Annotated in this window: 12 protein-coding genes, 1 tRNA gene and 1 pseudogene; 9 read left to right on the top strand and 5 right to left on the bottom strand. The window is 40.7% G+C overall.

Annotated elements, in window-relative coordinates; all coding sequences use genetic code 11:
- The first annotated feature begins 443 nt into the window (after positions 1–443).
- The 4 genes from Q0X59_RS05495 to Q0X59_RS05480 all read left to right on the top strand — a co-directional run bounded on the left by Q0X59_RS05495 (position 444) and on the right by Q0X59_RS05480 (position 5684).
- Positions 444–2846, top strand: a complete 2403-nt coding sequence (locus Q0X59_RS05495) for an HAD-IC family P-type ATPase (RefSeq protein WP_297643736.1) — start codon at positions 444–446, stop codon at positions 2844–2846.
- A 111-nt stretch (positions 2847–2957) separates the two neighbouring features.
- Positions 2958–4430: an FAD-dependent oxidoreductase gene (locus Q0X59_RS05490; protein WP_297643734.1), complete on the top strand. Its 1473-nt coding sequence runs from the start codon at positions 2958–2960 to the stop codon at positions 4428–4430.
- A gap of 113 nt (positions 4431–4543) precedes the next feature.
- Positions 4544–5518, top strand: coding sequence for a M48 family metalloprotease (locus tag Q0X59_RS05485; protein ID WP_233186132.1), 975 nt, complete (start codon positions 4544–4546; stop codon positions 5516–5518).
- Positions 5519–5610: 92 nt separating this feature from the next.
- Positions 5611–5684 (top strand) — tRNA-Gly (locus tag Q0X59_RS05480).
- A gap of 560 nt (positions 5685–6244) precedes the next feature.
- On the opposite strand, the gene Q0X59_RS05475 is transcribed toward Q0X59_RS05480, so the two are convergent.
- Complete coding sequence (locus tag Q0X59_RS05475; protein ID WP_297643731.1) at positions 6245–6373, bottom strand: hypothetical protein; 129 nt, start codon at positions 6371–6373, stop codon at positions 6245–6247.
- Between the two features lie 169 nt (positions 6374–6542).
- On the opposite strand from Q0X59_RS05475, the gene Q0X59_RS05470 reads away from it, so the two are divergent.
- The 3 genes and pseudogenes from Q0X59_RS05470 to Q0X59_RS05460 all read left to right on the top strand — a co-directional run bounded on the left by Q0X59_RS05470 (position 6543) and on the right by Q0X59_RS05460 (position 10078).
- The gene (locus Q0X59_RS05470) at positions 6543–8462 is read left to right on the top strand and encodes a glycoside hydrolase domain-containing protein (protein WP_297643729.1); all 1920 of its coding nucleotides are present in this window, start codon (positions 6543–6545) and stop codon (positions 8460–8462) included.
- Complete coding sequence (locus Q0X59_RS05465; RefSeq protein WP_297643728.1) at positions 8431–8940, top strand: hypothetical protein; 510 nt, start codon at positions 8431–8433, stop codon at positions 8938–8940. The genes Q0X59_RS05470 and Q0X59_RS05465 overlap by 32 nt, the downstream gene beginning before the upstream one ends.
- A gap of 587 nt (positions 8941–9527) precedes the next feature.
- Positions 9528–10078: pseudogene (locus Q0X59_RS05460) on the top strand (P27 family phage terminase small subunit).
- Here the strand turns inward: Q0X59_RS05460 and Q0X59_RS05455 are convergent.
- The 3 genes from Q0X59_RS05455 to Q0X59_RS05445 all read right to left on the bottom strand — a co-directional run bounded on the left by Q0X59_RS05455 (position 10018) and on the right by Q0X59_RS05445 (position 15217).
- On the bottom strand, positions 10018–10458 hold the full coding sequence (locus tag Q0X59_RS05455) for a hypothetical protein (RefSeq protein ID WP_297643724.1): 441 nt from the start codon (positions 10456–10458) through the stop codon (positions 10018–10020). The pseudogene Q0X59_RS05460 and the gene Q0X59_RS05455 overlap by 61 nt on opposite strands.
- Positions 10459–10875: 417 nt before the next feature.
- Positions 10876–12066 (bottom strand): triacylglycerol lipase, encoded by a 1191-nt coding sequence (locus Q0X59_RS05450; RefSeq protein WP_297643721.1) that lies wholly within the window; start codon positions 12064–12066, stop codon positions 10876–10878.
- Positions 12067–12559: 493 nt separating this feature from the next.
- The gene (locus Q0X59_RS05445) at positions 12560–15217 is read right to left on the bottom strand and encodes a Rib/alpha-like domain-containing protein (RefSeq protein WP_297643719.1); all 2658 of its coding nucleotides are present in this window, start codon (positions 15215–15217) and stop codon (positions 12560–12562) included.
- Between the two features lie 590 nt (positions 15218–15807).
- On the opposite strand from Q0X59_RS05445, the gene nagB reads away from it, so the two are divergent.
- Complete coding sequence (gene nagB / locus Q0X59_RS05440; RefSeq protein WP_297643717.1) at positions 15808–16620, top strand: glucosamine-6-phosphate deaminase; 813 nt, start codon at positions 15808–15810, stop codon at positions 16618–16620.
- Between the two features lie 110 nt (positions 16621–16730).
- A complete protein-coding gene (nagA, locus tag Q0X59_RS05435) occupies positions 16731–18005 on the top strand; it encodes an N-acetylglucosamine-6-phosphate deacetylase (RefSeq protein ID WP_297643738.1) in 1275 nt (424 codons plus the stop codon).
- On the opposite strand, the gene Q0X59_RS05430 is transcribed toward nagA, so the two are convergent.
- On the bottom strand, positions 17968–18213 hold a 246-nt coding region (locus Q0X59_RS05430; protein ID WP_297643715.1), incomplete at its 5' end, for a hypothetical protein. The two genes, nagA and Q0X59_RS05430, sit on opposite strands and share 38 nt — an antisense overlap.

Genomic DNA, 18213 nt, shown 5'->3' with positions numbered 1-18213 from the left:
CAGAGGGTCAGGAGTTCGAGTCTCCTTAGCTCCACAAGTAGGGTTTCTAGAAAATTACTAGAAGCCCTTTTTCATGCCGAAAACCCTTGAAACATCAACGTTTTTGGGAAATAACCCCCCAATAGCCCCTCCAATTACTCGTTTTTGGTTGTAGGCTTATATCGCTTTATATGAGAATGTTTCTCATCAAGGGCTTTTGTTATAATGACAAAACAACTTTTAAAACTGAAAATAATAATTAAATAATATTAAATAATTAAATAAACATAAGTATCTTTACGCCGTGTATTGATAGTGAGTTTAAATCTTCTGGTTTAATTTATTGCTCATTTTGGATGATTTTTTTGATCGTGTCTTGAGCTTGGCTGTCAATGGGTTAACAAGGCGTGAAATCGTGTTGACAACGTTTTACGTAGTTGACTTGATCAGCGTAAGGAAAGTGTATGCGTAAACTTTTAGCGTATTTCAATCGTCTACCTCAATTAACAGTAGTTGTAGTACTATTTCCAATAATTTTTGCTTCATATTCATTAGATCTTCGTATATTTTCAGGATTCTGGATTGAGATAAATCATATTATTCATAATGCATTTCTTCTTGTGAATATTGATTTCTACTTAAATATGAATCCAACTATTGGGCAAATTATTATAGTTTTCTTAGTTTTATATACGTGTGCCGTATCTTTAGTTAGCATGTTTAAGGATTTGCGTAATGGAACTTTGGGTATCGATTTACTCGCATTCGTAGCGCTACTTTCTACTCTTATAATTGGCGAATTTTGGGCAAGCTATTTAATAGTTGTGATGGTGTGGACGGGAGCTGGCATTGAAGATTTCGCTAATATGAAAGCGCAAAAGAATCTAGAACTTTTAGTCAGTGCTGCTCCTAAAAAAGCTCACTTAATGACTTTATTAGGTATTGAGCATGAGTTTAATCGAGCTCACAAATCGAGCCAGTCGTGTGAGTCCTATGAGCCTCCGTGTTTAGTTGATAATAAATGTAAGCCTGAATCATGCAAATTATGCAATTGTGATGAGTTTAGGAAAGTAAATTCTGTTAAGTCGCATAATTGTAGCTCTTGCCCATTTTTGCAAAGTGTTCAAGATTCTTCTAAATTACAGCGTTATACTACAGTCCCTGTTGAGGATGTGCGTGTTGGTAATGTGATTATTGTACTTCCTGGAGAAACTGTTCCAGTTGACGGTGAATTGTTAAGTGGTTCTGCTGTTGTAGACACAAGCGCTATCAATGGTGAATCTGTGCCTCGTGAATTGTATGCAGGTGCAAAAGTGTTATCTGGATGCGTTAATGGTGGCGTTGTACTTATTATGCGCGTTACTAAATTATCTTCGCAATCTCAATATCAAAAAATTATGACTTTAGTAGAGTCAGCAAGATCTTCTAAAGCAGCAGTTGTAAGATTTGCAGATATGCTTTCAGTGCCGTTTACTGTAATTTCTTTTGTGATTGCAGGTGTGGCTTGGGCATTTTCTGGTGAAGCCCTTAGATTTGCGCAAGTTTTAGTATTAGCAACTCCGTGTCCATTGCTTATTGCTGTTCCAGTTGCGTTAATGGCTGGTACTGGTCGCGCGGCGAAAATAGGAATTGTTGTTAAAAGTCAGGATGTGCTTGAGCAATTAAGCCGTGTTACAGATGTTTTCTTCGATAAAACTGGTACTTTAACAAAAAAGACACCTCAAGTGATTCGCGTTGATGTAGTTAATAAATCATACGATAAAAATCGCATTGTTATGTTAGCTGGAGTGCTTGAAACGTATTCTCAGCATATTTTAGCTGGCGGAATTGCAAAAGCAGGGTCTTTGCTATGGGAAAAATCTCATCCTACTCAAAATCCTGAACTACCTAGTATACGTGAGTATCCTGTAGTTCATAGTGTTAAAGAAACAGCGGGAATGGGTATTCAAGGTGTTGTAGATGAGATTTTTGTAAGAGTAGGTCGTAAAAAGTATGTAATAGATAATTCTGATTTCAATTCGAGCCTAGATATGCAAAATTCTTCTGAATCGCATAATTCTTCTGAATCGCAAAAGTGCTCTGTACAAAACAATCCAGGTGAACAAAACAATTCTTTTGATCAAATAGTTGATTTTAGTGCGCTCGCTTCAGATGAAATGTCTACTTATGTTTCTTTTGATGGCGTTCTTGTAGGTAGAATTGTTTTGAAAGATGTTCCTAGAGATAATGCTAAGGCAACTGTTGAAACTTTACGCAAACTAGGCGTGAAATCTATTTCAATGCTTACTGGAGATGGTATTAAATCCGCATTATCTATAGCAAATAGCGTAGGTATTGATTGTGTACATGCGAGCTTGCTTCCTGAAGATAAATTGCCATATGTAAAACAGCATAATATGAAATCTGATTTAATTGAAACTCGGAAGTCATCTACGAAATTCTCTTTGCTCTCTTTGCTCTTTTCTAAATTACTTCCAGATTTCTCTTCTAAATTACTTACTGGATATAATTCTAAGAAATCTTCTTCTATTACGATGATGGTTGGGGATGGAGTGAACGATGCTCCGGTGTTGTCTGCTGCAGATATTGGTGTAGCTATAACAGATGGAACAGATACAGCGGCTTCTGAATGTGCTCAAGTAGTTATTATGAATAATGATATTTTTGCAGTATCGAATGCTGTTGGAATCGCAAAACGTACTAAGCGTATTATGATTCAATCTGTTTTTATTGGTATTGGATTGGCAATAATTAGCATGCTTTTTGCTGCATTTGGATTTATTCCTGCTGTAATTGGAGCAATGATGCAAGAAATTATTGATGTAATTTCTATTATGTGGGCATTGACAGCATTGCGTTCTTCGTGACAATATTCAGCTGTGGCTTTTATTAAACGAGTGAAAAGCCTGTTGCCATAGCGCTCTTAAATTATTATGTGAGTGTTATGAAAGAAAACGGAATAACCGTAGGGGATATTTATGTTGAAAATTGATAATGAGAGTGTTTCACATGAAACGTCTGAATTACGAATTGCTGTAATAGGCGCAGGGCCTGCTGGAGTATATTCTTCGGATATATTTTTGCGTCAATTAGCGAAACGAAGTGACGAATTAGGCTTGTGTAATAGTGCTAGAATCGACCTCTTTGAAAAATTGCCAGTTCCGTTTGGATTGGTGCGCTATGGTGTTGCTCCGGATCATCCAAGTATTAAATTTATTGCAGACGCTTTAGAAAAAACTCTTGATAATCCAAATATTCATTTATATGCGAATGTTGAATTTGGTAAAGATATAAATCTTGAAGAGATTCTTCAATACTATGATGCAGTACTTTTTGCTACTGGTGCAATAGCGGATCGCCCACTTAAAGATGTTCCTGGTGCTGATTTAGACGGTGTAAAAGGTGCAGCAAAATTTGTTGAATGGTATGACGGATACCCAAATACTGAGCACCAATGGCCTCTTAACGCTAAAGAAGTTGCTGTTATTGGTGGCGGTAATGTAGCTATGGATATTGCTCGTGAATTACTACGCAATCCTGATTATTTGCGTAATAATACAGATATTCCAGACTATGTATACGAGGGCTTGAAGCAAAATCAAATACAAACTTTGCACTTATTTGTTCGTAGAGGGGTTGCACAAGCAAAATTCTCAGTGCAAGAATTGCGTGAGATGGAAAAATTGCCTGGCGTGCAAATCGTTATAGACGAAGATGATTTTGATCTTGATGAAGAAACTATAGAAGTTGCTGGTTCAGACAAAATTACTCGCCAAATGGTTGAAGAATTATTCGCTATACGAGATATGGCTGAAGACATGGAAGATGGGGGGAATGTTGATTTTGAAGGCAATCCTGCAAATCTTCGTTACGTTATTCACTTCAATTCCGCACCTGTAGAGATTCTCGGTGAAGATGGGCGAGTGTCTGCGATTCGTATTGAACGCACTGTTACAAGTGCAGATGGAAAAATGACTCGTACAGGCGAATTCGAGGAATATCCAGTTCAAGCTGTGTACCATGCGATTGGGTATCTTCCTTCTCAAATTTCTGGAATTGCTTATGATTTTGAGCGTACAGTTCTAGCTAATAATGAGGGACGCATATTAACTTCTGCGCTTGATGGAGATGTGCGCAATCGCCTATACGTTACAGGTTGGGCTAAGCGTGGTCCTGTTGGATTGATTGGTTCTACAAAATCTGATGCCCTTCTTATTGTGAACCACATGCTTGAAGATTTATCTAAAACTGGGAATTGTGGCTGCATTGCGCTTAATCGTGACTCTAAAGCTATAGATAAATTGTTGGAAGAAAAAGGCGTTAAACCAATTGATTATTCTGGATGGAAGCGTGTTGATGCTTATGAGCGTGAGATTGGATCTAAAGAAAATAGGACTCGTAAGAAAGTAGTTTCTGCTGAAGATCTATGCGCTATTGCTTTAGGAGAATAATAAATTTCAGATTTTCTTTAAGTAATACTCAGTTTGCATTCAGTAAAATTCCAGACATTCTAATTATCATGATAACTATGTTTGGCAGCGAAAGTGCAAAATATTGCAACAGTATGAGGACAGCATTACTTTTTGCAGTAATGTGGATTCCTTTAGTGCTGCTATGGCTTGTTTTGGGAGCGAAATTAAGCTTATTGATTTGGTTCGTGATTATTGGGATTGTTATTAACGCAATATCGTATTGGTTTGCAGACAAGCTTGTAATTAGTGTTATTAAAGCTCGTGAAGTAACAGAGGAAGAAGAGCCTGTACTTTATGGAATTGTGCGTGAAATCTCTGCTAGATTAGAAAAACCGATGCCAAAGATTTATGTTGCTCCGTATGCGAGCCCTAATTCTTTTGCAACTGGTCGTAGTGAGCGTCATGCTTGCTTATGTTGCACGCGTGGTCTTTTAAACATATTGAATGAGCGAGAGTTACGTAGTGTAGTTTCTCATGAATTGATGCATGTATATAATCATGATATCTTCACTGCTGCTCTCGCTTCTCTTATGGCTGCTGCCGTATCTTATTTTGGATATTGGCTCATGTATTTTGGTGAGAAATATTTTCAAAAATATAAGAATAACGAGATTGAATCTAAATCAAAGTTACAAAATCTTCTTAAGATTTGCGTTTTTAGCGTAGTTACTTTTATTGGTAAAGGATTGAGTTTTGTATTTGGGCCAATCGGTGCGTTATTCGTTAAGTTAGCTTTATCTAGTGATCGTGAATTTAGTGCAGATAAATATGCAAGTAATGTTACTAAAGATCCTGCTGCTCTAGCGTCAGCGCTAAATAAGATTTCTTATGGTGCTCAATTGCATAAAATGGAGCTTATTGCAGGCGTGCGTATAGTTTCTGCTCTTATGATTGTTGATCCGTATGAAAAGCATTCTACGTTGTTTTCTAGATTATTCTCGATTCACCCACCTGTTGATGATCGCATTGAAAAATTGATGCATATAGCTAATGAGGTTCGCGTGCGAGCGAAGGTAAATATTATTATTCCAAATAAAAAAAGTGTTGTAACAGTAAGCGGCGCATGATATTGTTAAGTGGTTAATTTAAGTTAAAACTTGGATTAAGATTTGTAATACTAGTTTTTGCTGTTTTACTGTTTTGGCTTAAGTTAAAACTTGCGGACATAGTTCATCGGTAGAATGGAAGCTTCCCAAGCTTCAGAGGCGGGTTCGATTCCCGTTGTCCGCTCCACGTGGACGCTCATTTTGATACAAAAGTGTGAGTGCAAACAGGACCCCTCGTGTTACGAGTTTTACTAGGTAAAACAAGGAATTCGAGGGGTTTGTTGTGCTTCTGGCATGGTGCGGATCGGGCGTGGAAGCGGGTGCTTGGGCGCGTTTTAGGTGCTTCGATTGGATTGCGAATAGTGTTCTAAGGGGGTAGTGCCAAAAAGTGCGGCTTGCGCCGAAAAGTATGAGTGCCGCCGAAAGGTATCAGATAGACAGAGAAGTGCGGGATCCATTGGCATGCTCGCAGACCGTACCGAGTTGGATACAAGGGCGAGCGGGGCTTGGGTGCGCAGATTAGTCGAAACTGGCGCATGACTTGGGGAAACGTGCGGTGGCGAGAGGTGCCGTGTGGTCTACCGGGACGGTGCGGCTCTGGTATCTGCCGTTGTCGATGCGCGCCATGAGGCGACGTGAACCACGCTGGGCGACGTTGAGTGCGGAGCGCCAAAAGGTTCGGCAAGCGCCAAAAAGTACCTTTCCCGAAGGACAGCGGGACAAATCAAAGCTTGATACCTCTCAACGTCAATCGATTCCAGGCAAGAAATCAGCTGCATCATCGGGAATCTCGCGGTAAGCATCGTCCGGTTCCTCATGGGATACAATTAACGGTCTGATTCGAGCTTTACAGATTGAATTGGGAATTACGGCCACCGCGAATAACTTCGGCCCTGGCACGCAATCTCGATTCAACTCCCGCTGGCCTAATGGTATCAGTAAGAACCCTGGATCTAGTAATGTTCACGAGATTATTCAAGGCGCGTTGTGGTGCAAAGGGTACCCGGCCGAGTATGGCGGTCTTACCACTAAGTTCACTGACAACATGGCTTCATCTATTAGCAAGATGAAAGCTGATATCGGCTTGTCAGATACGTCTTCTACCGTTGACGTGGAGTTGATGATGGCCTTGCTGTCAATGAAACAGTTCAGATTGCTATCAGCCTATGGAGGAAAGGCTTCTATCCGGGCGATCCAGCAAAGGATTAACCATGACTACAAGGCATACACCGGTATCCTTCCCACCGATGGTATCTACGGGCGTGAAATGAATACTGGTCTGATTCAAGTGCTTCAGGCTCTCGAAGGATTCACTCCCGAGCAGGCGACCGGCAACTTCGGTAACGGTACCCGTAGCCGCCTGAAGACAGTTAGTTCAGGTAGTGGAGATTGGGTATGGTTGGCAAGCGCCGGACTGGTATGTAACGGGCAATCCAGTTCCGTAACCCGAACCTGGGATGCAAGATTGGCTGCTCAGGTTCGCACCTTCCAAGCAGACTACGCGCTACCTGTTACTGGGAAAGTTGACCCAACCACCTGGATGAGCCTATTGACCTCAAAAGGCGACCCAAACCGAGCCTGCAAAGCCTGTGATTGCGCAACGGTACTGAATGCGCAACAAGCTAAGGACTTGAAGGCGGCCGGTTACACTCATGTTGGCCGATATTTGACCGGATACGTTGGCAAGGATACCTCGAAAGCGCTGACACAAGACGAGGTAAAGAACATCACCGATGCTGGTTTGGCAGTTTTCCCGATCTATCAAGATGGTGGGTACTATCAAGAATACTTCGCTAACAGTTCCCAAGGAACTATTGATGCTGTGACAGCTATTAGTGCCGCTCAACGTATCGGAATTCCATCGGGCGTAACAATTTATTTCGCCGTCGATTTTGATGCTTACGAATTTCAAATCGATTCCATGATTCTTCTGTATTTCCGGCAAATCAAGGCAGCGTTCAACTCGTCGAAGAATCGTCTGCGCTATAAGGTAGGCGTCTATGGACCGCGCTTGGTATGCGCCAAGGTTAGTGAAGCCGGTTATGCGTCGTTTTCTTTCGTTGGAGATATGTCAACCGGCTTTTCAGGTAATCTTGGTTACGCAATCCCTGATAATTGGGCGTTTGATCAATTCCACGAATTTACTTTCCCGTCATCGCCTAGCTTCCCGCTAGACAAAGATGCGTATTCGGGGCGAGACAGGGGTGTAAGTTCGTTTGTTAAGGTTCCTGCGAAAACGCCAGAAGAGCTGGAAGAAGATAACCGACGTAATCTGCTCGAGATCGCACGAGAAACTTTCGTGCGACGTGTACTTGAGCCCTTGGGTTACTACCCAAGCTTTTCTTCTGTTGGCTGGGAATACGGCCAGACACTTGAGCTTGGCAATGTGCATACGCCAACTTTCGACATGAAGGTCTCAGCACATATCGCGACTCAAGCAACGACATCCTCTAATGAATTGTTTTCAACTAACATCACGGTAAACAATGCGGGAGAACTGTCAGCCTCGACTCTAAGTTCAATTGACTCCGCAAGCGCAACCTTCGATGTGAAAGATTTCGGTTCCAATGGTGACTTCGCCTCAAAAATCAAACGTATAGCAGGGTCTGTTAAGTCAGGAAATATTTCATATGGACTCACAGTTGTGGATCCCACTTCATTGCAGGTATGGATTCGAGTGGATTCAGATAACCTTGCAAGCGGAAACACCGCAGTAAAGTCCACCATGTCCGTGACTGTCACCTATGAGGTCACCCTGCATTCAACGCTAGGTGTAGAATTACGACTACCCGAGGTTTCTGGCAAGGCAGTTGCTGTAGCAGTCGGTGTTGTCGCGCTCGTGGCACTGGCTGCCGTTGTAGTTGTCGTCGCACCCGAAGCTGGGCTAGTCGGAGGGCTGGTGGCACGGAGCAGCTGGATAGGAGCGCAAAGCAATGAACGCAGGCAGCAACAATGTGAAAACTAGAATTCTTGTTCTCAGAATAAGAAAAATAGCGCTCATTATTGCTGCCTGCGCGCTCTCTATCCTCGGAATTTTAATCGCGCTCTATTTCAATCTAATCCCTGGAGTCGTGGTTACCTCTCCCAAAATTGATGCGAAGTATTTGGTGGCTAGAGTCGACTCTGGCAACAATACCGTTGACGTTTATCAAACTAAAGGCCAGGTATGCGTTGACACTCACTCAGCATCACCAGCTGATGTACCACATCAGGTCTGTTCAGAGTCTGCACGTAAAATTTCCCGTAGCGATATAACACTTCGTTGGTTTACATATGATGGCAAATTGACAGAGGTAAACGCCAACTACCCGAATACAACGTCCGTGCATGTTGTGATCAAAGATGGGGCAACGGTAATCATTGATCATAGTGAATCGTTTATTGAAAACCTCACTGACGCGTTGAACAAAGGAATGAAAAGCCTACCTGAGTCGGAGAAATGATTAGTAAGAGGGTAGGGTTGTTGGGCACCTGTAGACTATTGATTGTCGTCTAGTTGTTGATCCTCAGTGGTTTCTGGGCGTCGAGTACACCCAGTTTGCTGACGGCGAATATAGATTGTCGTTAAACCACACATTAAAGTGTAGATTGTCAGATTGAGTACGAGGTGCCCGCAGAGCATTGCTCGCACTGATAAATTGCCACTCTCAGCTAGTTGTGCCGTGGCGTAAGCTGCTACAATGCCAACGAAAATAGAGAACCCAGATTTAATCAAGAATCGAGAGTTAAACCCTCTGAGTGGCAGGACACAACCAAAAAGAGCGCTAACGGGTATTGATACAGCAATCAAAAGTGACCCGAGTAGCTGAATACTCGGAAGCGTAAGAGCTAAAACGGTGTAGGAAACATGGCAAGCGAAAAATACAAAGGTAATACCTAGCAGCCATCTATACCGAATCCCACGATTGGATAAGTTATTGGTCGCTTCCATCTCAGTAGTCCACGAAGTCTCTCCATTACCGATGCTAATTATGTCAACTGGTGAAATTATATAGAGTATCAGCACGTCCAGCAAGAGGGGAGGATTCCCATGGCTAAGAATGGTACTAACAGGGGTGGACGTCGGGTGCGTTGAGTGAGAAGGTTGCCAAAGGCAGCCCTGCGACTAGGTTGCATGATCCGCTTGAGGACGTGTTTGATTTCAGCGGCTCCGATGTGGGTGAGGACGCAGTGCTCGCCGGGGAGACCATGCCAGAACCTAGCGAGTATTTGTCTGAGGTTCAGCGGGATGGTAAACCCCTAGGCGCCGATGTGGTGTATCGCGAGACCTGGCAATGGCTCGATGCGCGTGGCTGCTCCCAGTTCGTAGTCCCGCGCCTGATTGAATCCTATGCGCAGGCGTTCGCGCGGTATGTGCAGTGCGAGCAGGCGATCTCCAAGTTCGGCCTACTTGGCAAGCACCCAACCACAGGGGCTGCAATCGCGTCCCCGTTCGTCGCCATGTCCCAGTCGTTCGGGAAGCAAGCGAACGTGTACTGGTACGAGATTTACGAGATCGTCCGCGCCACCTGCACCACCGACTACTCGGGCACGGCTCCGGGTGATGACGTGATGGAGCAACTATTGAAAGCCCGCTCGTAGATGCGTCCTAGTTGCTTACTGGGGTTATGCGGATCGAAGAAACGATCACGCTGATGAACTAACTCATCACCACCGCAGCAGCCACAGCCCACGACCCCGACGACTACGACCGCCGCTACCACCAGCTCGAAACCCGACACCGCCAACTCGAGACCGAGCACCAGCATATCACCGACAAGATCGACGATCTGCGCCACCGCCGAGCACAAGCCATCAAAGTCCACTTCTACCTCGCCACCCTGCCACCACTCGCATACAGCGACCAAGCATGGAACACCCTCGTCGACCACGCCATTATCAACGCTAATGGAGCCATCAGCGTCATCTTCAAAGACGAATAATCGGCCAGATAACTCGCTCACAGCAATAAAAACCAGCAATTCCTACCCCCGTCTTTGGAAAACACCCCCCTACCGAATGAATCTGCCCCCAAGCCAGTCTTGTATCAAAATGAACGTGTAAGTATCCATGTGGGGAGAGTTGATATATCAACGTTCTTCGCTTGTTATTACACCTTAAAAATAGGCTAAATGTGCAAATAATGTGCTCAGTAATATAAAGATAATTTATCTTTAATGTAGTAAATTGTGTGTTGATAGTGTGTAAAATTCTTTACAAAATTCTATGATTTTATTTTTTCTTTATGCCAATGTAACGATTAGATATTACAAATAGTTGTTGCATTGAATAGTCAGTTGGCGAGGACGAAAAATATGAAAGCGCCAACTTGCTTAAAACTTATTGTTCAAGCGAGTCAGCGCTTATTTATTAGGAGATTAAATTGTAAGTTTTATCTATTAAAATGTGCGAACATTATAGAAATTATTTAGTTCTTTCATATAACGTCCTGTTCCAGAAATGTCACCTCTTGTTCCAACTGTGAATCCTGGGAATCTGTTCATGCGCGACTCAAAGTAGCTACGAGATCCATGTCCTTCGTATGAACGGCCTATGCTAATAGCCCCTGCGAAATTGCCAACAGAACGTATTACTCTATCGTTATCCACTTTGTAGTGAACTGCATAACCTTCTTGAGTTAGACGATTTCCAGTTTTTGCAACTTCACGAAGCCAGCGGTTGAAAATATTTCCCCAAATTTGTGGAGCGTTGAAAGTGTAAATCTTTCTAATCCAAGGATATCCTTTGCCTTTAGCGCGAATTAAAGCGCGTTGTGCCAAATATCCGCCGAGAGAATGACCTGTAATGTACAAGTTGCTAACAGTGTTTTCACGTCCATAGCGTTCCATTAGATTCTCAACATCGCGAGCTTGATCCGGATTGTGCCCAACAGCTATTGCGAAGTCATCGTCATAATCATTGAATTGCGAAGTTCCGCGAATTGCGAGCACTTGAACTGTTCCTTGTTCAAGGAATGGATAAGGGCTCACATTTTCAAACAATACGGCATCAAATCCACCCCTATAATGGTATGTTTCCTTAACTTTCCAGAATGGAGCTATTTCATTGTGAATCAGACGATACTCGTTGCGATTTCTATAAACATCGTGAAGTGGTCTTGTGTAATCAAGAACTTTTTTAATGTAATCATCGTTTCTGTAAGAAAGCTCAGAGAATAGTGTCATATCGCGAACGCTAATATCCCATCGTAACGGATTCTTGTCTTCGTTATCTGGGATACCATCTCCATCCGTATCGTTAATTTTTGGATGAGAATTATATCCGTAATAAGTTTTGCCATTTTTTGTGTAAGTGTAAATTTCTTGACTGTTAGTTAAACCATCACCATCCAAATCTTCATTAGGATTAAGAGGTTTTTTATGGAATAACGACATATCAATCGCGCCTGGCGTTTCAAGGCGAATAGTTCCATCTGAAATTTCTTTAGCGGTTTCCACTGTAAGAGGAGTGTGTGTACTAGTAGTAGATTCGCTTCGCGTATAAGCCATTGCGGGGGAAGTGAAGCTCAGCATGCTAAATACAAGGCACAGACCAGTGAAAAAACCTGCAAGTTTAATGTACTTTTTCATGACAACTCCTATTTTGTTCGCATGATTTTTACATTTATAAAATCGCTAGCTATATTCAGTTATTTGTATGATATTCAGTTATTTTTTGATAGATTCTTTTCAAATGCGCGTTGAGAAATCGACTTTGAGAACACGCTTTTTATTAAGAATGAATCTTAATTTTTTAAATCTTAATTGTTTCATTACTGCAACTAACAACTACTATTCTACACTGTTATTTTGTTTAAAAATACAACAATGCGTATAAAAGGAAAATTTATTGAATATCAATAAAATAAACTGTTTTTTGTTTAATAGTTAAACTCTCACGTTTTTTAGATTTGTTATAACTATTAGCTTTTAGATGTTTTATTCATTTGCTAGTTGAATTATTGTTTTTGAGATTCGCCTGTTTTATAGTGTTTTATGTTCCTCTGGTTTTGTCTAGTTTTATCTAATTTTGTCTAATTTCGTCTAGATTCGTCTAGATTTGTCTAGATTTGTCTAATTCCCTCTAATTTTCTTTTTTCGTTCCAAATCTTTTTGTGTTTTTAATAGTTTCAATCGTAATATGCAAAGATACTATAAGCGTAAAGATTAATATAATTGTCAAAATATTATTTCCAGTCTTCGCTAGAGTATCATTTACAGAGTTTTGGCGCTTATTTTCAGAATATTCAAAAGATTTGCTTTGTTTAACTAGTACGTTATTCCACGCTACTTGTTTTCCGTTTTCATCTATTAACACAATTGTGTGATTCCCAACATATTCTTCAGGAATAGCAGCTTTGAATGTTGGCTTACTATTTTCGTTATAGTAAACAGTCACATATGATGTTCCAGTTGGACTGTATAACAATCTAGGATCTGAATAAATATACGCGTACGCTTTTAATACCTTTTCGCGCTTAAGTTTTTGCATAAATTCAGATGTAGTATTTAAATACAGTGTGATTTCATTATTTTTACCAGCGTAAACGATGTTATTTTCGCCGGCTTTAAGCGTATTTGCGAGTTCGCGATTAAGATCTGCAGAGCTTATTGGAGCAGAAGGCGTTTTTGTTGATTTTTTGTGTTCTTCGCTCTGATGCTCTTGATCGTTGTGTTCAGCAGGTTGTTCGTGATTTTGTGAATTTTGCTTTGGCGTTACTGGGTTCTCTTGTTCTTGAGTGGATGGAACAGTCGGGTTTGGTTGAGGTTGAGGTTTTGGAGCAGGTTCAGGATGCGCAGGTTCAGGAATTTCTGGCTGTGGAGTTGGAACTGGAACAGGTTCAGGCTTCGGCACTGGAGTAGGGTTTGGCTCTGGTGAAGGCGCTGGATTAGGTTGTGGAGAAGGTGCAGGAACTACAGGAGTAGGAACAGGCTTAGGTGAAGGAGTAGGATTTTCTGGCTCTTTCTTTATTGGAGTTGATGGAGTAAGCTCTGTCCAAGCAATGATCTTTTTTGCAGGTTGCAATACTTCTGCTTTTATAGTTTTAACAACATGAGCGTTAAGTTTAACTCTTCTTTTTGACCCATTTTTGAACGTTATTTCTACAGTAAACGTTGTAATGCCAATATTTTCAGTTTTTGGCTGTTCAATAACTGAAACTTTGCTTTCGTCTGGCAAAGTGCTCAAATATGGAGTGAAATCAAAATTGCTAGGAATAGATGAGTCTTTCTCAATCTTTATTTCCTTGTTTTCTATAGCAGTAACAGTTGGAATTTGCATAATATCAGCTAATCGCTTATGCACAGTTATAGGAACTATAAGAATTTTAAACTTGTTATTGGCAAATGTGAGTAATATTTTACCTTGATATTTCCCGCTTTTAGAAGTATCAATAGCAGTTTTATCTGTAATATCTGTAATGGTAGATTCTTGCGGTCTGTCTGATGCATTAAGAAGATAATCTGTTACTTTTGGTAAAGTATCGTTTTCAAAAATGTCTATGTCTTTAATTTTAGGCTCGAAAGATTGTTCGTCAGTTTTAATAACTGGTTCATTAACTAATCCATCTAAAGCTGTTATTTTTCTTCCAATGCCGCTTATATCTTTGCGCTCGCCAACTGTGAATCCTTCGAAATCATTCATTCTAGGCTCAAAGTAACTGCGAGATCCGTGACCTTCTCCAGATCTTCCTACGCTTATTGCGCCTTTGAAGTTCCCTATTGGTCCTATTACCTTATCATTATCAACCTTGTAATGAACGGCATAACCATCTTCTGTTAATTTGTCGCCAAAATCAGATGTTTCCCAAAGCCATTTGTTGAATAGATTTCCTTTAATCTTTGGAGCGTTAAAAGTATAGGCCTTAATTTTAAAGGAAGAGCCACTACTTTTAGCTCGAATTAAAGCTCTTTGCGCTAAATATCCGCCTAAAGAATGACCAGTAACGTAAAGATTGCTTACAGTGTTATTTTGACGATAGGTATCAATTAGTTTATCTATATCAGCAGCTTGACCTGGGTTTGAGCCAGTTCCAAGCAATACATCATTCCATATGTCAGATTTGCTTTCAGTTCCGCGTATTGCAAGAACTTGCACGCCGTTTTGCTCAATAAATGGATATGCAGGATTTACATTTTCAAATAATATGGCATCAAATCCACTCCCATAATGGTATGTTTCTTTGACTTTCCAGAATGGCGCAAGCTCGTTATGCATGAGCTTATATTCGTTGCGGTTCTTGTGAATCTTAGTTAGTGGTTTTGAATAGTCAAGTACTTTTTTGACGTAATCGTCTTCTCTATACACGAGTTCCATAAACAGTGCCATATCGCGAGGGCTAATATCCCATCTACGCGGATTTTCGTCTGTTTTGTCATCAATGCCATCGCCATCGCTATCTTTTATAAGTGGATGCGAATTGTATCCGTAATATGTGCGTCCGTTTTTAACGTATGTATAAAGTTCTTCACTGTTCTTAAGTCCATCGCCATCGCTATCTACATTTGGATCTAGCTCGGGCTTGTGATATAGCAATGAGTCAATCTGATTATTTTCTAAGCGAATTCTGCCAGTAGAAATGTCGTGTGCGGTTTTGGCTGTAAGAGGAGTGGGTGCGTTTTGTGTTTCAGATGCATATGCTGCGTTTGTATATTTTGGTAATCCAGTGAATGCAGAAATAATCAATCCAAAAGTTATTGCAATTGTGCTTGCTGAGCTTAGTATGTTCGCGCGTTTTCTCATCTTTTTGCTATCCCTTTTATTCTTTTATTTTTTAATTTTTTTTTTTAATTATTCTTTTTATTTTTATTCTTTTGGAATTGATTTGAGAATAGATTTTCTCGTTTTTCTTTTTGCATACATTAAATATTTAGTACAAGTTATGAATTTTAGCAGATTGTTTAGCGTATAGTAAATAGCCTAGTAAGTATGCTAAATAGGTTAATAACTATATTCAGTTAGTATCTTAGTAAATTTGAAAGTAAAACTTAATAATTTTTTAAAATTATCTCTTTTGCTTCATTTTTTATTGCGATTATGCGAAATAAGTTCATTCTAAAAGATTTATCCAAATTTTATAGATGAATATTTTTTAGCTGTTGTTAAAGTCCTTATTTTGGTGTATTTTTAATTGTAAAGAAAGTAAACAAAATGGTGAAATAAATATAATTTGCTTTCTTTGCATAATTTGTATTATTGCTTTATAACGCTTTAGGTGTTTTTGTACGACGAATGTACAAAAGGAGTACGAAGACTGTACCCGTGCAATATGTGCGAGTTGTATGCGCAAGTGGATACGTGCAGATTTGTGTCTGCGCTTTAAGGAGGCAACGATGGCTGAAGTAATTATTGTGCGTGATCAAGATGAAGCAGGCGAATTATATGCTAAAAGCGTGGTTTCGCTTATTGAGCGCAAACCAGATGCTGTGCTTGGTTTAGCGACTGGATCAAGTCCATTAAAAGCTTATGAGCATTTAGCTAGTCTTGTTAAAGAAAAAAATGTTGACGTAAGTCATGTTCGCGGTTTTGCTTTAGATGAATATATTGGTTTGCCTCTTGAACATGAGCAGTCGTATCACAGTACAATCCGTAGAACTGTTACTGATTTAATTGGTTTGAATCCAGATTTAGTTCACGTTCCAGGAGATGTGTTGCAAGGTGCTCCATTGAGTGAAGGAGAAAAGATTGCGCGCGCAGGAGCTGAGTATGATGCTGCTATTAAGGCTGCTGGCGGTATTGATGTGCAAATTCTCGGTATAGGTTCAGACGGTCATGTTGGATTTAATGAGCCAGGTTCTTCTTTAGCTTCTAATACTCGTGTTAAGACTTTGACTCAACAAACTCGTATTGATAATTGTCGTTTCTTTGAAGGTGATATTACTAAAGTGCCTACTCATTGCATTACTCAAGGTATTGGCACTATTCTTCGTGCTCGTCATCTTGTACTTCTCGCTTTTGGTGAGAATAAGGCGGATGCTGTTGCTGCAACTGTTGAGGGCGCTGTTAGCTCGTTGTGTCCTGCTTCCGCACTTCAGCTACATCCTCACGCAACTGTGATTGTTGATGAAGCAGCAGCAAGCCGCCTGAAATTATCTGATTATTATCGTTTTGTGTATGCAAATAAGCCTTCTTGGCAAGGTATCTGATAATAATCGAATAAGTTAATAAGTGATAGATGAATAATAGGTGATAGGTAAATAATAAGTGATAGATAAAAAATAGGTGATAGGTGAGTAAAAGGTGATAGGTGAGTGAAATGTCAAGAAATACTTATGCTGAAGTTGCACAGAAGATTGATGATTTATTCGCATCGCGTGAAAGTCGCACATATATAATAAAGAATGCTACTCGCGTGGATGCTCGCGGTATCGCACACAATGCGTGGATTGTCGTTGTAGATGGTGTAATTCAGCAAACAGGCTTTCGAGATACGGATCTCACCTCTTTTATCTCCTCTAGCGGGCTAGAAAACAAAGTTGGTTCTACAAAATCTGTTTCTGTTATTGATGCAAATGGGGATTTTCTTGCTCCTGGTTATATTGATCTTCATTCGCATGGTGCTTGGGAGAGTTCGTTTGACGATGGAGTTGACGGTATTCGTATTGCGCGTGCTTATCATCTAATTCATGGCACTACTAGACAAGTGTTGAGTTTGATCACAAATCCTTTAAATGTTATGCGCGAGAATTTGCGCGTTGTGAAAAATATTATGGATAATCGTCCGGATGTGCTTGGTTCTCATCTAGAAGGTCCATTTTTAGCGCTTTCTCGTAAAGGTGCTCACGATCCTAAATGTCTTGTAGACCCTACTCCTGAGCGTGTAGAAGCTTTGTTGGAAGCTGCAGATGGATCTTTGCGACAAATAACTTTAGCTCCTGAACGTGAGCATGGTATTGAGGCAATTAGGCGATTCGCTGAAGCTGGAGTTATTCCTGCGCTAGGGCATTGTGACGCTGATTATGATTTAGCTCGTGCTGCGTTTAATAATGGTTCTACTTTGATGACGCATGTATTTAATGCAATGAATGGGATACATCATCGCAATCCTGGTCCAATTCCTGCTGCTTTGGAAGATTCCAGAGTGACTATAGAGCTTATTAACGATGGTTTCCATGTTGAGAATCCTGTACTAAGAATGATTTGGAATTCTGGCAAACATCGCATTGCTTTAGTTACAGATTCTATGGCTGCTACTGGTTGTGCTGATGGGTCTTATAAATTAGGTGCTTTAGACGTGACAGTAAAAGATGGTCATGCTCGATTAGTGTCTAATGGTGCTATTGCAGGTTCTACTCTTATATTAGAGGTTTCTGTGATGCGTGCTGTTAAAGAGCTTGGATTTGGTTTGCCTGAGGCGATTGAAGCAGCAACACTTGTTCCAGCGCATGCTTTAGGTATTGATAAACCTAATGACATAACAGGTGCGCCATTGGGAATGATTGAGAGAGGATACGCTGCAGATATGCTCTTGCTTAATTCTGGTGATTTAACAGTTAAACACGTTTGGTGCGATGGTTATAAGATTTCCTAGTTGATTGGTTATCGGAGGCGAGGTGTGGCGTGGCAGTCGCCCCCGAATGTGTGTTGGGGGGTGGGTGTTTTTTGGGTTGATGGGCTGGCTGGTTGGGTGTCTTAGAGTTGATTAGATAGTTTTTGTTAATAGTTTTAGTTTGGTTATTGTTTTTTTCTTGGTCTTGTTTCTTGTTTTTGCTTGTTTGTGGGTTGGGTTGGTGTTTTTC

Source organism: uncultured Gardnerella sp., assembly GCF_947280595.1.
GTDB lineage: Bacteria > Actinomycetota > Actinomycetes > Actinomycetales > Bifidobacteriaceae > Bifidobacterium > Bifidobacterium vaginale_A.
Note: the sequence above shows the minus strand (reverse complement) of the source record. Positions and strands in the feature narration are given on the sequence as shown.

Bases quoted from the DNA above. Each gene is read 5' to 3' on its own strand.
- Q0X59_RS05470 (WP_297643729.1), top strand. From the start codon at position 6,543: ATGGCTTCATCTATTAGCAAGATGAAAGCTGATATCGGCTTGTCAGAT.
- Q0X59_RS05465 (WP_297643728.1), top strand. From the start codon at position 8,431: ATGAACGCAGGCAGCAACAATGTGAAAACTAGAATTCTTGTTCTCAGA.
- Q0X59_RS05495 (WP_297643736.1), top strand. From the start codon at position 444: ATGCGTAAACTTTTAGCGTATTTCAATCGTCTACCTCAATTAACAGTA.
- Q0X59_RS05450 (WP_297643721.1), bottom strand. From the start codon at position 12,066: ATGAAAAAGTACATTAAACTTGCAGGTTTTTTCACTGGTCTGTGCCTT.
- Q0X59_RS05490 (WP_297643734.1), top strand. From the start codon at position 2,958: ATGTTGAAAATTGATAATGAGAGTGTTTCACATGAAACGTCTGAATTA.
- nagB (WP_297643717.1), top strand. From the start codon at position 15,808: ATGGCTGAAGTAATTATTGTGCGTGATCAAGATGAAGCAGGCGAATTA.
- nagA (WP_297643738.1), top strand. From the start codon at position 16,731: ATGTCAAGAAATACTTATGCTGAAGTTGCACAGAAGATTGATGATTTA.
- Q0X59_RS05485 (WP_233186132.1), top strand. From the start codon at position 4,544: ATGAGGACAGCATTACTTTTTGCAGTAATGTGGATTCCTTTAGTGCTG.
- Q0X59_RS05445 (WP_297643719.1), bottom strand. From the start codon at position 15,217: ATGAGAAAACGCGCGAACATACTAAGCTCAGCAAGCACAATTGCAATA.